Below are 15,083 nucleotides of genomic sequence, written 5' to 3'. Positions count from 1 at the left end.
TTATTCATAGTCTTCACGCTTATTATGTTCGCAAAGCGAAATTTTTTTATTGAAAACTTGCGTGAAGCGAAGCTATCCCGCAGGGAATCGCCCGTTAGCGAAGCCCTCGAAGAGGATCGCCAGTTCCGCGCAAAATACTAACACAAGTGCCCTACAATTATCCCACCATCCGGCATCAACCAACCTGCTAACCCCATGCTTTGCGATTACCTGGTACAAATCCTCACCGCCCGCGTCTACGATGTTGCTCAAGAAACAGCCCTAGAAGTCGCCCCGAATCTATCAGCACGGCTCAACAATAAACTTTTGCTGAAGCGAGAGGATATGCAGTCGGTGTTTTCCTTCAAGCTGCGGGGGGCGTACAACAAAATGGCGCAACTGTCGCCGGATTTGCTAGCACAAGGTGTCATTGCAGCTTCCGCCGGCAATCACGCCCAAGGAGTCGCCCTCGCCGCCCGCCACCTGGGAACTCGCGCGATCATAGTCATGCCCGTAACGACGCCGCAGGTGAAGGTAAATGCGGTGATAGCCCGTGGTGGAGAGGTAGTCTTGCATGGGGATGCTTACGATGATGCTTACGCTTTTGCGCGTCAATTAGAGGCGGAAAAAGGTATGACTTTTATTCACCCTTTTGATGACCCCTACGTGATTGCTGGACAGGGTACGATCGGCATGGAAATTCTGCGGCAACATCAAAAACCAATTCACGCGATTTTTGTGGCAATTGGTGGCGGCGGATTGATTTCGGGAATTGGGGCTTATGTCAAGCGGTTGCGGCCGGAAATTAAGATTATTGGCGTCGAACCGGTGGATTCCGATGCAATGAATCAATCGCTGAAAGCGGGTAAACGGGTGCGTTTGTCGCAGGTGGGTTTATTTGCTGATGGCGTTGCTGTGCGGGAAGTGGGGGAGGAAACTTTTCGCTTGTGTCAGGAGTATGTGGATGAGATTATTTTGGTGCATACGGATGATGTTTGCGCGGCGATTAAGGATGTTTTTGAAGATACGCGATCGATCTTAGAACCTGCTGGCGCTTTGGCGATCGCAGGTGCGAAAGCTTACGTGGAACGGGAACAAATCGCAGGACAAACATTAATTGCTGTTGCTTGCGGCGCGAACATGAATTTCGATCGGCTGCGTTTTGTAGCAGAAAGAGCCGAGTTTGGTGAACGCCGCGAAGCCATTTTTGCAGTCACCATTCCCGAACAACCGGGAAGTCTCCGCAGGTTTTGCGAATGTCTGGGCAAACGCAATTTAACTGAATTTAGCTATCGAATTGCGGATGAGAAAGAGGCACATATTTTTATCGGTGTACAAATTCAAAACCGTGCCGATGCGGTGAAGATAGCCGCAAGTTTTGAAGATTGTGGCTTCAAGACTTTGGATTTAACTGATGATGAATTAACGAAATTGCACGTGCGACATATGGTGGGCGGGCGTTCGATGCTGGCACATCACGAATTGTTTTATCGCTTTGAATTTCCCGAACGTCCGGGTGCGTTGATGAAGTTTGTGAGTTCGATGAGTCCTAACTGGAATATCAGCGTTTTTCACTATCGGAATAACGGCGCTGATTACGGGCGAATTGTGGTGGGAATTCAAGTACCGCCCGATGAGATGCAGGAATGGCAGGCTTTTTTGGATACGCTGGGCTATCAGTATGGGGATGAGAGTCAGAATCCGGCGTATAAGTTGTTTTTGAGGTAGGTTTTTTTGGAAAAGTTACCCTCTTGATGAAGGAGGCGGTTGAAACCGGGGCAACCACGGGGGGATTGCCCCACAAAAACGAATTACTCGCAACGCGAGACTAAGAAATAAGCCGGATAATGAAGCTGTTAAGTATAATTAAGGAAAGAACACTAAATTTTGATATTTTTATGCAAACACCACAAAGTGGACAAATACCGGGAACTTTAATACAAAGTCTTTATGAAACTGATTTTTATGCTTGGACTCAGGAACAAGCCAAACTCCTCAAACATCGAGAATGGAGTCAAATTGACCTACCTAATTTAATCGAGGAGATTGAGTCATTGGGAAAACAACAACGCGCCGAATTAAGAAACCGCTTGAGTATTTTGATTGGACATTTGCTTAAATGGGAATATCAAGTATCAAAAAGAAGTCGCAGTTGGGTGAATACAATTTGCATCCAGCGTATCGATATATTAGAGTTACTCCAAGAGAATCCAAGTCTCAAACCTTACCTACAAGAAGCTCTCCAGACAGCTTACATCAAAGGAATGGCATTAGCTTCTGGAGAAACAAATCTGCCGCGAAAAACTTTTCCAGAGAATTGTCAGTATACGTTAGAAGAAATTTTTAGCGATGCTTTTTATCCTGGTGAACCTGCAACAGATGATGTGATGGAATGAGAGCGATATTAGTTTTTGAATTAGGGCGATCGCACTTGGGTTTTCTGGTTAGGGCGATCGCTCTTCGCACACCACAATCCATTCTGGTTTTATCCAACCTTTAACGATCGCCTTCCCGACGTTGACATAGCGATTATCTAAAAACTCTTCGATCGCAGATTCACCTCTAGCCTGCAATGCGCCAACTACGCGACGCTTGAAACTTGGGGTAGTTTCATCATTAACGTACTCAATCTTTTCAGCCTCAGTAGCGGTAGGATTAGTTTTCTCTAACTGTTTGAGCAATTGTTGAATTTCTTCTGCTGCATCAGAAAGAGTTTGTTTCTGTTGTGAGTGTTGCACAAAATTATTGTTGTCGGATCTGGCCTTATTACGCATAGGACCATTCTGGCTATAGACACCTCCGCTAACCATTCCACCGTAAACACTTCCACCGACGTTACGAAAATTATTATTGTCAGTCATAATTTAAACTACTCCTTAATCTAAAAGATATCTAATATTCATAAAGTCTCTCAATAGCACTTCTTGATAGAAGCTGATTTGGCTTCTCATTTTCATCCAATGATAGCCAAATAGGTCTACTTGTACTAGCTGCCACATAGTCATTAAATGTTGTACAATGCTTATCTTCGATTATCAAGGATGCTTTGTGCTTTAAGCTGGGCTTTTTAGTGTTTTTCGTCCATCCATAAATTATTATATAATACTTACCAGGTTTTACTTCAAAAGAATTACTTTCTTCGGAAATCCAATCAAATCTAATTACTTTATTTACAGAAGAAATGCCTTTTACAGCAATGGGTTGAGCTAAATTATCGTTGTCAAAGTTTCCGACACTTGTAATCTTTACGAAGGTCGTCCAGGTCATGTCATAAAACTTGTCATCATGATTCTCTCTTCCTATAACGAAGCGAATGCGCTGAATAGTTCCGCCCTTTGGACTCCAATTGTAGAAAGTTACGGGTAGATTGAATCCTACTCCTTTAATAGTTTGACTATTCGTGGGAATATCTATAAGAATAGGAAAAAATATGAGATTTCTACCAAAGCATAACTGAATATTTGCTGGTCTGAGATTCGACGTATAAGCAACAGCAAAAGAGATAACTAAGCTAAGTATAGAAACTAAGGTTGCGATTATGACAATCCAATCAGTTTCTTTTTTTGTCTGTTGTACAGCATTGCCATCATTGAGTGTTAAAATATTTTGTGATGGACTCAGTGATAATGTGAGTGCTTGTTGTGTCATAGAAGTACCAGAACTTGGTTTGATATTTTCTGGAACTGATGTCCTATTAGATGGCTGAGCTAAAGATTGAATTGAAGTAATTAATAACAATGAAATAGTACATATAGCAATCCTAAATGATTTTCTATATCTAGAGCAATCCTAAATGATTTTCTGTGTGTAAGTATATTGACGTATTTTGGGGAAATCAAATTTATGTTCGTTAGTAAAAAACTCAAACAGAAACTTGACAATCTTAAAAGACCTACATAAATACCAATACTTTCTTAAAAAGTTTTTAGCTTGTAACCAAATATCTTCAACGGGGTTCTGTTGGGGAGCATTGGGAGCAAATAAAATACAAGTAATTGACCAATTAGCAGGTTCTTTGGCAGCATTGAGTTCTAATAAAAAGTCTCTAAATTCTCCATATTTATGATAACTAGCTCCATCCCAAATCAAGATAATCTTGCGATTTTTATATTTATATTGTAAGTATTTTATGAATTTAACTGTTGATTTTCCATCACCAGATGGATGGCTCTGAACATGGAATTCTTTGCTTTGATAATTGAGTGCGCCAAAATAAGTTTGTCTATCTTTTTCATTGGTAATTGGGACTTCAATTCGGATTTGGGATTGACCCCAAACATAACCAGTCAGATCACCATGAAGTAGATGACATTCATCTAAAAACAATACTATTATTTCCCCAGACTCTATACCAGCCTTGTTTTTAAATAAAATATCGTTAATTTCTTCCGTCTTTTTTTTTACCAGTTCTTTATCAAATTTAGGATTAATTTTTTGAGTTTTTTTCCAACTAATTTTCGCCCGGTCAAAAAGTTCATAGTAACTCTGTTTTGATTTATATATCACACCAAATTCTTGTTCTAAATAAGTAACTAGCTCATCTAAATTCCAATATTCTTTATTTCTTAACCACTCGATTACTTCAGTATTTTGTAGAGCTGTTAAATACCCTTTTGACCCTTTATGTCCTAGTTTGATTCCGGCGATGCCTTTGGTTTTAAATTGTTTTTTCCAATAACCAATAAAAAAATTACTTACACCTAAAATTTTGCTGATCTCATGGTAGATATTACCTGAGAGCGCCATCCTTACAGCTATTGCTCGTTTTAGTTCTCTGGCATCTATATCGCTTTTAATGAAAGATTCTAAACAATCTATTTCTTTTTGCCTATCTTTTTGTTGCAGTTGTAAGTTATTCATTTTTTTATGGTCACGATCGAGTATTGCATATAATTGTATCACAATCATGATAATGATTTAGGATTGCTATATTGCTAATAATATTGGATTCTTTCTCATGCTCAAATGTCCACAATTATCCTGTATTGCTTCTGACTTAGAAAATATTGAACATATGCAAAATTATTCAAGGTGAAATCTCACACGCTCAAACAGATAGTTTTAATTTATTGCATCTAAATATTACAAAACTATTTTAAACCGATCGCACAAAAGATGTAAAGGGAAAAAAGTTGGAAAAAGTGGGAACTTCCTAAAATTCGGATGCGAGGCCCAAAAAGTTGGAAAAAGTGGGAAAAAGTTTGGTATAGTAACCATACCTATCTCACCATCCCACTTATGGATAGTCCTCAGATATTGCAATTTGTCGATGAAGCTGTCTATACCAACACAGGTAAACGTCTAAATAACTTGCAGCGGAGGATTATCGCAGGCATACTGAATCGTCAAAGATATGCTGACGTTGCAGAAACTTATGGTTATAGCTCCCACCACGTTAAAAAAGCCAGTTACGAGCTTTTGCAAATGTTATCAGAAGTGTTTGGCGAACAAGTTAAAAAAAGTAATCTTGAATCCGTTATAGAAAGACAGATAAATCAGAATATAAATCTTGGTAATAATACTACTATTAAAAATAGTAGCAATATTAGCTACATTAACAACTGTTCTAATCTCTCTACTCCTACCCCAGATCAAAGTCAGCCGGAAATTCCCGACTTGCAGCCGAAAAGCAAAAATCAAACTAAGATTGAAACAATTGATAAATTACGGCAGTTTGGCTTGAGCGACGAACAAATTGCAGAAGCGCTAGATATACCTTTAGAGCAGGTTAAGCAGGTGGACTTGGAGGAGTAAATCTGTGCTATCTCCGAATTTTACTGGATGGGCGATTCCCTACGGGATAGCTTCGCTTCACGCTCTTAGTTGTTTTGTTATAATCATCGAAGTTTGCCTTGTTGAAGTAAGATAAAATATCCCCAGATAGTTTCAGCTATGAATACAAAACTCATTGAATCCTTAGTACAAATCATCCAGACACTCTCAGAAGAGGAGCAATTGCTAATAAAAGCAAAACTATTTAATAACATCCCCTATCCTTCTACTGTGGAAATAACCCAGTTAGCCCAAAGCGGAGGAGCATTTCAATTCCTGCACGACGAACCTGATATTTACACCCTTGAAGATGGAGAGCCAATTTAGTGAAGCTAAAAAAAGGAGATATTGTTTTAGCTGAATTTCCCTTTACAGATTTGAGTTAGAAAAAGTTACGTCCAGCTTTAGTGCTGTGGGCAAGTTCAACCATAGATGAAATTACGCTCTGCTTCATTTCTTCGCAAAATGTCACTAGCCTAAGTTTAGATGAATTTGCTTTAAGTGCTTCAGATCCAGAATTTTCTAGCACGGGATTAAGAGTATCTTCTAAAGTTAGAGTAACTCGGATTGTCAGTCTTGAACAAAGATTAATACTGAGACGATTGGGCGAGTTAGGAAGTCAGCAAATGCAGGAATTGAATGCAACTATCATACAAGCATTTCAATTAGTATAGCCTTGTTTACTGGGGCGTACTTGGCGGAAACGATCGCAAATCCCTGCAATAAAGGTTTCGCCGTCAATCGGTGGAGTATGTTCGGACATGGCAACAGCAGCATCTATCTTAACTCGTACACTATCACTCCCTTCGCGATCGCCCTTATCGTATTCCTCCAACAATCGCAAAGCAACTTCCAGCACTTCTTCGGCCGATCGCTATTGGTCAGTTTGTAGCTTAGTTTGGAGGAATTGCTCTTGTGCAGCTTCTGGAGTGTCGCGGAGATCCGCCAGAGTCACCAGGCCCAGCAGCGCTGCATGGAGGATGCCTTCGCCAGAAAGGTAGGCATCATGAACGAACGCATTGATAGCGGGGATCATGGCAATTCGCCCGTCCCAATCAAAGCCGGGGCGTTGAGTAATTACCACTTGAGTTGAGTTAAAAGCACTCCATTTTTCTGCGGTTTCGCTCAAGTTAAACGTACCTTCGTGGAAAGCCCGCGCTGCTACAATTAGCGGTTGTCCATCCTTCAGCGCCGCGCGAAAGTAGCGCTGCACTGGCTGGGGTAAATCGGCAATTTCCCGCGCATCAAATGTGAGAGGTTTAATTGGTAAGCGCACAGCTTCCAGATTTGCTGGCAGTTCCTGGGTACCGAGATGCCAGCGGTATGCTCCAATGGCGATCGCGCCAACAATGCCCACTACAAGCGCGAGGATGATTAGTACGATCGCCTATCGCCACATGGTGATTCCTCTTGATAGGTAAAAACGAGTTAATCCAGGGCGAGTCTTAAACCCATCTACCCACTACAACTCTCAGCGTTCCATCTGCCAAAGTTTCCTCTTCTTCAACATTAAAACCCTCTGACTGCACCGCCGCCATCAAACTTTTCCGCGCGTATTTTTGACTAATTGAATTGACAAATTCCTGCTGATTAATTCGAGCGCCCCAAAAATCCGCCACCAATTCGTAGTCCTCTCCGCTGCGACGAAAACCCAAATCGTAACCGTTGGATTGCCGAATCACGTACTCCGCATTAGTTTTGTCGCCCCGATAACCCCGCACCTGCACATTGCACTCTACTTGATAACCCAACTCTTCCAACACTTGATGCAGCAGTTCGCCGTTTTTGATCTGAACCTTAATCGTTGTGAAGTGTGACATATCACTTTCGGATTTTTGTGTGAAACGCTAATTTGATTATAATACTATAAACTGCAACAGTCAATAAGTTAGAAGTTGCGCTCTTAAACGAGGTTTGAGCGTCACCGAAACCAGCCAGGGTACAAGCCCCCGGATTCATCGGTGCAGAAATTAACAACATAGTATCCGATAACAATTCCCCCAATTTATCCGTGAGTTCGCTTTTCTCAATCCTCCAATTATTCAATCTAAAATCTAAAATCTAAAATCTAAAATCCTATGATGGCCGACAATTCTAACCAACCCAGAGAATATGATGCCGTCCTCGGCGGCCAAAGTCAAATCCCGATCGCCGGCGCTGTTTTGGGAGGCATCGCTGGGGTCAAGGAGCGCTTCAACAGTCCTAGTATCGAGTCGCGGATTGCCGCCGTTAAAGATGCTCCTAAATACGGAGGCGCTGGTTTAAATTTAGCAATTGAGGCGCTGCTTGACCCCGCACCAGAAGTGCAGCGAGTTGCTTATTTAATTTTGCGACCAAGGACAGAACCTCTAGTGCGTCAAGCTTTAAAAGACTTCGTGCCTTACAAGCTTTTTGACTGCATCCGCACGGTCAAAACTGGGACAAATGTTGCGATTAGTCCCGGAGGTGATCGCACGGCCAGTTTGCACGGGAAAATAATTAGAATTTGCGATGTAGACACAGGAGAAATACTCTATACTGTTGACAAGTATCCCCGCGCTCAAGAAACTTTTGTCCTTTGCCAAGAAAGTGAAGTGTTTGTGAGGAGCAGAAATACTCCAAAACACCGTGCGATCGAAATTTGGCAGGGAGGAGAATTGCAGCATACTTCCCTCGGACATGAAGCGGAAATTAGCGCAATTGTCGTCAGTCCCGACAGTCAAGTTATCGCCACCGCCTCGGCCGATACTACTATCAAAATTTGGAATTTAGAGACGGGAAAGTTAATCTGTACCTTTGGCAATCTTTTAACTTGGGGAGCTCATAAAGCAGGAATTGTTAGTCTTGCTTTTAGCCCGATCGCACAAACTCTCGCTAGCAGCAGTTCTGACGGTACAATTAAACTGTGGAACCTCCGCAGCAGACAGTGTTCCCAAACAATTAAGGGTTACGCGAATTGTCTGGCTTTCAGTCCAGACGGGCAGACTTTGGCTACTGGCGGCTGGGACAGAAACATTCAACTGCGACAGCTATCGAATCCAGATAGTTCAATCACATTGGCAGGGCATTTTAACTCAATAAATGCGATCCTCTTTAGTCCCGACGGACGCACTGTTTTTAGTGCTAGTGCGGATGGTAATATCAAATGTTGGAATGCCAGTACAGGCGAAAATATTCACACTCTTAGCGGACATCAAAACTCTGTTACTTGTCTTACTTTTAGCAGCGATGGCGAAACTATTATCAGTGGCAGTATAGACAAAACTGTCAAAAGCTGGGGAGTTAATTGAAGGAAGAAGGAAGTTCGGCAACGGATTCTGTAACGGATGTAGCGGATGGAAGAAAGAGGGAAGAGGGAAGAGGGAAAAAGGAATAACGCAGAAAGAAGAAGGAAGAAGGCAGAGGCGATAAGCATGGGGAAAGTGCAATTAAGCGCGTCCTAAACGTCGGGCGCGCTGGCTATATTTACAAATTCCCGATTCCCGATTCCTCGGTGCGTGAATCTACGCAAACAAATATAATAAATTTACAATCCCAGTTCTTGTGCAAGCCGAGGATTGCGGAACTTCTTTTTGTACTACTACACATACTTACAGTAAAAGTACCGATTCGCAGGCATTATTCACCTGATTGTCAATTTCTGAACTGTCGCCAGGAAGTCTGAGCGAGTCGCAATTCCTGAATCCTTTAAACTAGCTTTAAACTATCGCATATTGCTCGAATGAGCCGCTGCTAACTGTAATATTTCACTTAAAAAGTTTATGCTTAAAAGATAGACTGGAGTTAAATATACAGTGCGCCCTAGAGTAACCATGTCACACTGCAACCAATCCATCTGTCGTTCCCACAATCTCGCAGAAATGTGTGATACTGCTGCCAATTGGCAGCAAAAAGCCGATCGACTAACGGTAGAATTAAAGAGCACCCAGGATCGGCTTCACGCAGAAATCGATCGGCTCAAACAAGCCAACGAAACCCTTCACGCCGCTGTCAGTTGTGCCCCAATTTTCCTGTGGGCAACAGACAGAGAAGGCAAGTTAACCCTTGCAGCAGGGAAAGGATTAGAAAATTTGGGACTCAAACCAGGTGCAACTGTCGGGCTATCGATTGTTGAAGTTTACAGCAGCCAGCCAGATATCTTAGAAAATATTGCCGAGGTAGTAGCAGGAAACGATCGCACTTGGAACGTCCGCGAGAGGCATTTTATTCACGAAATTCGATCGACAGCGCTGCGAGATGGAAACGGCGAAGTTGTCGGGGCCGTGGGTGTTTCTACTCAAATTACCGAGCGCGAGCAGTCGATCGCAACTCTGGAAACAGCAAATCAAGAATTAGAAGAGAGACTACAGCAGCAGACTGCATTCTTCAATACAGCACTTGCCGAAAGCGAAAAAAAGTACCGCAACCTCGTAGAAACTTCCCAAGAATTGATTTGGTCGATCGATATTGAAGGCCTCTTGACTTTTGTCAATTCCGCCGCCAAACGCATCTATGGTTACGAACCGCCAGAAATGATCGGACGCCGCTTCACCGATTTTTTAGTTCCCGATCAACGAAGTAGACCAAGAGAAATATTTGCCCAACTTTTAGCAAGAACCAAAATTCAGCCACAACCCGCTAATTCTCCTTACGAAACAGTACACATTCGTAAAGACGGTACTCCCGTTCACCTGCGCGTCAACAGCATCGTCAACCAAGCTGAAAACGGCGCTATTTTAGGCTTGTGCGGAACGGCGACAGATATTAGCGATCACAAGCGATCGGAAGAAGCACTCCAAGAAGCTACAGACCAACTTCGCGCCGTTTTGGATGCCGTACCGGGACTGATTTCTTGGATCAGTTCAGATTTGCGGTATATTGGAGTCAACCAGCATTTAGCAACCTCATTCAACTTGTCTCCTGAAAGCTTTGTCGGTCAAGAAATAAACTTTCTCGAAAAAGGCTCGACTTTTGGAGAACTGATCAGAAAATTTTTTGACAGTTCATCTCAGCAAACCTGGCAAGAAATAGACATTGAAATTAACGGTTTCGTCCGCAACTATTTGATAGTAGCTCAGAAATATCATCATGGAACCGCAGCAGTTTCCGTAGGAATAGACATTACCGACCGCAAGCGTGCAGAAGCTCTAAAAAACCAATTGATATGCTCGCTGCAAGAATCAGAACACAAATTTCGTAGCCTTTATGAAGCCACCAGCGACGCAGTAATGTTGTTTGACGAAAAGGAGTTTTTTGACTGCAACCCCGCTACCTTAAAAATATTTTGCTGTAGTACCACAAAAGAATTTTACGGCAAGAAATTGATCGACTTTTCCCCACAATTTCAGCCTAGCGGACAAGACTCATCCAGTCTAGCAATACAGCGAATATCGACAGCAATGCAAACAGGTAGCTGTCGCTTTGACTGGGTAAACAAACGACTCGACGGTTCTGAATTTTCCGCCGAAGTTCTGTTAAACGCAATGGAAATTAAGGGAAAAAAATTTCTCCAAGCAGTAGTACGCGACATTACAGATCGCAAACGGGATGAGGATCAAATCAAAGCCTCCCTCGCCGAAAAAGAAGTTCTTCTCCAAGAAATTCACCACCGTGTCAAAAACAACCTCCAAGTTATTTCCAGTTTGCTCAAACTTCAGTCCCGCTACATCCAAGACAGCCACGTTAGTGAAATGTTAAAAGAAAGTCAAAACCGAGTTCGATCAATGGCCCTGGTTCACGAACAATTGTATCAATCCAAAGACTTGTCCAACATTGATTTTGCTGAATATATCCAAAATCTCGCCCACAATTTATTCCAAGCTTATGAAATTCATGCAGAAGGCGTTAAGTTGCAAACAAACATTGCGCCGTGTTCTCTTAATATTGATACGGCAGTTCCTTGCGGATTAATTGTCAACGAGCTGGTGACAAATGCTCTCAAATATGCTTTTAAAGGACAAAGTAAAGGTAAAATTAACATAGATTTCACTTTAGAAAATAATAGACTTTGCGTGCTAACCGTGAGTGACAGCGGAATTGGTTTTCCTCAAGACTTAGATTATCGAAAAGCCCGAACGTTGGGTTTGCGACTGGTTGGGTCTTTAGTTAAGCAAATCCGGGGGAAAATAGAACTGTTAGAAACTGCTGGCACAACTTTTAGAATAACCTTTTGTAAACCTAAATTGCACTCGGAGGAAAAAAATTAGTGTACAATAAAAAAATTCTGATAGTTGAAGACGAGAGCATCATTGCGGAAGACATTTCCGACAGTTTGATATCTCTAGGATATAGAATAACGGGGATGGTCTATTCGGGAGAAGAAGCGATTGAATCGGCAGCCCAGTTGCGCCCGGATTTAGTTTTAATGGATCTTAACCTACAAGGAGAAATCGACGGCATTACAGCAGCCGAAGAAATTCGCTTGCGCTTTCAAATTCCGGTAGTTTATCTGACAGCTTATGCCGATGAAACTACTTTGCGACGAGTCAATAGTACCAAACCATTCGGCTATATTGTCAAGCCATTTGAAGAAAAAAACTTGCACACAACTATTCAACTGGCACTCTACCGACATCAGTACGACAGCTTGACAAACCTGCCGAATCGTTCGTTTTTGCGAGAAAAGTTAAGTCGAGTATTAGATGGTAAACAAGAATTGTCAGTAGTCGTTCCAGTTGTCACGCTTAGCTTAGATAAAATCAACCGCATTAACAGTACCTGGGGGCACGATATCGGCGACTCAGTGCTTTGCACCATCGCCCAGCGGCTAACTAACTGCATGGAAAACATTGATATTGTTGCTCGTTTGGAAGCAGCACAATTCGCGCTAATTCTTAAACCAGTTGCAGAAAAACAGGAGGTAGCTAAGATTGCTCAAAACATTTTAGATATTGTATCCCAAGGTATGATTGTCAAAGATTGCGAAGTCTATGTCACTGCTAGTATGGGGATCTGCTTGTATCCCGGGGACGGCACCGACGGAGATGAAATGCTGAAAAATGCTTATATAGCAATGTATCAATCTCAGCAGAAAGGCGGCAATACTTATCATTTTTATACGGCAAAAAACGCTAGTTTTTTTATTAATACACTTCTTCAGGAAACTTCACTGCGCCATGCTTTAAAAAGCTCAGAGTTTGAAATCTACTATCAGCCGCAAATAGAAATTAAAACAGGTAAAATGATTGGTGCTGAAGCTTTGGTGCGCTGGAATCATCCAGAACGGGGGCGCGTTTCTCCGGGAGAATTTATTCCAATGGCTGAAGAAATGGGCTTGATTGCACCGTTGGGCGAATGGGTATTAGAGACTGTTTGTCGGCAAAATCAAGCATGGCAAAGAGCAGGTTTGCCGCCCCTGCGAGTGGCAGTTAATGTGTCAGCGCGTCAATTCGAGCGCAAAAATTTCACGGAAAGAGTCAGGGAGATATTAACAGAAAGTAATCTCGATCCCAAGTGTTTGGAATTAGAACTGACGGAAAGTCTTGTTTTGCAAGACGAAATTGCAGCAGCTAAAGCTTTTACGGTGTGGAAAGATCAGGGGATTAGGATAGCAATTGATGATTTTGGAACAGGATATTCTTCTTTGAGTTATCCAAAACGCTTTCCGTTTGATGCGATCAAAATTGACAAGACTTTTATTCGGGATCTGGCAGACGATCGCCAAAATGCAGCGATAACAATAGCGATTATTCAAATGGCACACTGCATGAACATGACGGTGGTGGCTGAGGGGGTAGAAAATCAGCAAGAACTTGATTTTTTGTGCGATCACGAATGCGACGAAATTCAAGGCTATCTTTTCAGTCAGGCTTTGCCAAGGGCTGAGTTTGAAGCGCTGCTCAAAAGCGATAAGTGCTGGGAGTTAGGCTGGAGGAAGAAGGAAACAGCAATTTTAAGCTCAGGTTTGAGCAAACAAGAAACTCCTAATCGTCTTGGCAGTTGCTATAAAATAGGGTAATGGGTAATTGGTAATTGGTAATTTTCCCTAATGACTGATGAGTAATTTAAAAGATACGATCCAACTTCCCAGCCACAGCCCGAAACCGGAAGTAGCCACCAACAGGATAAACGTGTAAAGCCCGCTGGTAATGTGGATCAACCTTTCTGCGGCTACCATGCGCGCCACAACTCCAGCAATAATCCCGATCGCAGCCCAAGCCCCATAAACACTCTTAGACCCGGCGATAGCTAAGGCTTGGATGATCGCCTCCAAACTCGCCCCAGCCAAAGCCCCAGCCCACGCCCCAATCCCCAGCCCGATCGCACCAGAGAGTCCGACGGGGCGGCCAGAATGCACACCTACTTCCGTCACCAGCCCGCACGTCAAGCCGACAATCGCCCAACCCACGGCCACCACTAACGCCTTGACCCAATTCCCAGAACCAGTTCCAGCCATCAATCCCACCACTGTCACCACTCCCGCCACAGCCAAAACAACAGCCACGGCCCGCGACTGGGCCTCGGAACTGGCGATCGCCCCCAAACCAGCTCCAACAGCGCCCCAAGCAGCCCCTGTTACCATTCCTCCCGCCTGAAAACCGGCGATCGACCCCCCTACCGCCCCAGCCAAAACTAACGCCGCCAGCCACACTCTAGGCATTGCTGAACCCTCCGCCAGCAAAATCGCGGCCCACAGCCAATCTGCACCGCAGATTAAAGCCCACATCCACAGCGGCGCGGCTGATTCAGTCAAAATCCAACCGGTCAAGGCGTAACTCGCCACAGCGATTACCAGCGGCCACCAAGGGAAGCTTGGATACTGTTGAGATGGCCGCACTTCCCTCGGCGGGCTTGGCGGTTTTGAGTATTGAGTTGAAAATTCTTTTTTCCTTTTCGAGATCAGCTTTGGATAGTGTTGAGATCGCAGTGGTTGCCTCGCAACGCTTCGCCCAGGTTGCTTTCTGCCCCGCCGCGCTTGGCGATTGTGAGTGGTAAATCGTTTCTTGCTTGAAGAGTTTTTTTGAGTGAGAAATTTTTTGGAGGCGGCTTTTGGGCGGGTTTGACGGCGCTGGGAACCAGGCCTGGCGGCTGATTTTCCAGAACGCCTTCTCAGCGGCTTTTCCGGCGCAGGGGGCGGTGGCTGCTGAAACTGTTTTTCGATCGACCTCGATGATTCAGGCTGACTCAGAAACAACACCAACTGCTCGTAAGCTTCATTAATTTCTGTTAATCTTTGGTGAGCTTTTTGTTGCAGGCGGTCGTTGGTGGCAAACCGATCGGGATGCCACACAAACGCTAAATCCCTGTAAGCGCGCTTAATTTCTTGTAAGGAAGCTCCCGGCTCAATTTCGAGGATTTCGTAGCATCGGTTAATGTCACCCATAGACTTCGATCGGCAGATGTTGGTAAATTGGCGTGAAGCGAAGCTATCCCGA

At 43.5% G+C, this 15,083-nt stretch carries 15 protein-coding genes; 8 read left to right on the top strand and 7 right to left on the bottom strand.

Going from position 1 to position 15,083, the window contains the following annotated elements:
- Positions 1 to 195: 195 nt before the first annotated feature.
- Together ilvA and D0A37_RS13905 are read left to right on the top strand one after the other, a co-directional pair.
- The gene (gene ilvA / locus D0A37_RS13910; RefSeq protein WP_242724962.1) at positions 196 to 1,707 is read left to right on the top strand and encodes a threonine ammonia-lyase, biosynthetic; all 1,512 of its coding nucleotides are present in this window, start codon (positions 196 to 198) and stop codon (positions 1,705 to 1,707) included.
- 170 nt (positions 1,708 to 1,877) lie between these two features.
- Positions 1,878 to 2,375 (top strand): DUF29 domain-containing protein, encoded by a 498-nt coding sequence (locus D0A37_RS13905; RefSeq protein WP_242724960.1) that lies wholly within the window; start codon positions 1,878 to 1,880, stop codon positions 2,373 to 2,375.
- 48 nt (positions 2,376 to 2,423) lie between these two features.
- Here the strand turns inward: D0A37_RS13905 and D0A37_RS13900 are convergent, their stop codons facing one another.
- From D0A37_RS13900 to D0A37_RS13890, 3 genes are read right to left on the bottom strand one after another with little or no spacing between them, the layout of a single operon-like run.
- Positions 2,424 to 2,840: a hypothetical protein gene (locus D0A37_RS13900; RefSeq protein ID WP_242724958.1), complete on the bottom strand. Its 417-nt coding sequence runs from the start codon at positions 2,838 to 2,840 to the stop codon at positions 2,424 to 2,426.
- 31 nt (positions 2,841 to 2,871) lie between these two features.
- Entirely contained in the window at positions 2,872 to 3,717 is an 846-nt protein-coding gene (locus D0A37_RS13895; RefSeq protein ID WP_242724956.1) for a hypothetical protein, read from the bottom strand.
- A 51-nt stretch (positions 3,718 to 3,768) separates the two neighbouring features.
- On the bottom strand, positions 3,769 to 4,839 hold the full coding sequence (locus tag D0A37_RS13890; RefSeq protein ID WP_242724953.1) for an IS630 family transposase: 1,071 nt from the start codon (positions 4,837 to 4,839) through the stop codon (positions 3,769 to 3,771).
- 303 nt (positions 4,840 to 5,142) lie between these two features.
- Here D0A37_RS13890 and D0A37_RS13885 point away from each other — a divergent pair, with 303 nt between their 5' ends.
- The 3 genes from D0A37_RS13885 to D0A37_RS29455 all read left to right on the top strand — a co-directional run bounded on the left by D0A37_RS13885 (position 5,143) and on the right by D0A37_RS29455 (position 6,425).
- Positions 5,143 to 5,733: a helix-turn-helix domain-containing protein gene (locus D0A37_RS13885; protein ID WP_508632744.1), complete on the top strand. Its 591-nt coding sequence runs from the start codon at positions 5,143 to 5,145 to the stop codon at positions 5,731 to 5,733.
- Positions 5,734 to 5,871: 138 nt separating this feature from the next.
- Positions 5,872 to 6,078 carry a hypothetical protein gene (locus D0A37_RS13880; RefSeq protein ID WP_242724952.1) on the top strand — a complete coding sequence of 69 codons (207 nt, stop codon included), beginning with the start codon at positions 5,872 to 5,874 and terminating at the stop codon, positions 6,076 to 6,078.
- Positions 6,079 to 6,158: 80 nt separating this feature from the next.
- The gene (locus D0A37_RS29455; protein ID WP_445242529.1) at positions 6,159 to 6,425 is read left to right on the top strand and encodes a type II toxin-antitoxin system PemK/MazF family toxin; all 267 of its coding nucleotides are present in this window, start codon (positions 6,159 to 6,161) and stop codon (positions 6,423 to 6,425) included.
- Here D0A37_RS29455 and D0A37_RS13875 read toward each other — a convergent pair.
- From D0A37_RS13875 to D0A37_RS13865, 3 genes are all read right to left on the bottom strand, one after another.
- Positions 6,413 to 6,610 carry a hypothetical protein gene (locus tag D0A37_RS13875; protein WP_242724951.1) on the bottom strand — a complete coding sequence of 66 codons (198 nt, stop codon included), beginning with the start codon at positions 6,608 to 6,610 and terminating at the stop codon, positions 6,413 to 6,415. The genes D0A37_RS29455 and D0A37_RS13875 overlap by 13 nt on opposite strands.
- A gap of 15 nt (positions 6,611 to 6,625) precedes the next feature.
- The gene (locus D0A37_RS13870; protein ID WP_242724950.1) at positions 6,626 to 7,108 is read right to left on the bottom strand and encodes a DUF6920 family protein; all 483 of its coding nucleotides are present in this window, start codon (positions 7,106 to 7,108) and stop codon (positions 6,626 to 6,628) included.
- A gap of 88 nt (positions 7,109 to 7,196) precedes the next feature.
- Positions 7,197 to 7,571 carry a DUF1257 domain-containing protein gene (locus tag D0A37_RS13865; RefSeq protein WP_242724949.1) on the bottom strand — a complete coding sequence of 125 codons (375 nt, stop codon included), beginning with the start codon at positions 7,569 to 7,571 and terminating at the stop codon, positions 7,197 to 7,199.
- A gap of 258 nt (positions 7,572 to 7,829) precedes the next feature.
- On the opposite strand from D0A37_RS13865, the gene D0A37_RS13860 reads away from it, so the two are divergent.
- The 3 genes from D0A37_RS13860 to D0A37_RS13850 all read left to right on the top strand — a co-directional run bounded on the left by D0A37_RS13860 (position 7,830) and on the right by D0A37_RS13850 (position 13,666).
- A complete protein-coding gene (locus D0A37_RS13860) occupies positions 7,830 to 9,020 on the top strand; it encodes a WD40 repeat domain-containing protein (RefSeq protein WP_242724948.1) in 1,191 nt (396 codons plus the stop codon).
- A 522-nt stretch (positions 9,021 to 9,542) separates the two neighbouring features.
- A complete protein-coding gene (locus D0A37_RS13855; RefSeq protein WP_242724947.1) occupies positions 9,543 to 11,915 on the top strand; it encodes a PAS domain-containing sensor histidine kinase in 2,373 nt (790 codons plus the stop codon).
- Positions 11,915 to 13,666: a putative bifunctional diguanylate cyclase/phosphodiesterase gene (locus D0A37_RS13850; protein ID WP_242724946.1), complete on the top strand. Its 1,752-nt coding sequence runs from the start codon at positions 11,915 to 11,917 to the stop codon at positions 13,664 to 13,666. Before D0A37_RS13855 ends, D0A37_RS13850 begins: the two co-directional genes overlap by 1 nt.
- A gap of 27 nt (positions 13,667 to 13,693) precedes the next feature.
- On the opposite strand, the gene D0A37_RS13845 is transcribed toward D0A37_RS13850, so the two are convergent.
- Positions 13,694 to 15,031 carry a J domain-containing protein gene (locus D0A37_RS13845; protein WP_242724945.1) on the bottom strand — a complete coding sequence of 446 codons (1,338 nt, stop codon included), beginning with the start codon at positions 15,029 to 15,031 and terminating at the stop codon, positions 13,694 to 13,696.
- Positions 15,032 to 15,083 lie beyond the last annotated feature (52 nt).

It is taken from the genome of Microcoleus vaginatus HSN003 (genome assembly GCF_022701255.1).
Classification (GTDB): domain Bacteria; phylum Cyanobacteriota; class Cyanobacteriia; order Cyanobacteriales; family Microcoleaceae; genus Microcoleus; species Microcoleus vaginatus_B.
The sequence above is the reverse complement of the archived record's forward strand: the minus strand, read 5'-3'. Positions and strand labels throughout refer to the sequence as shown.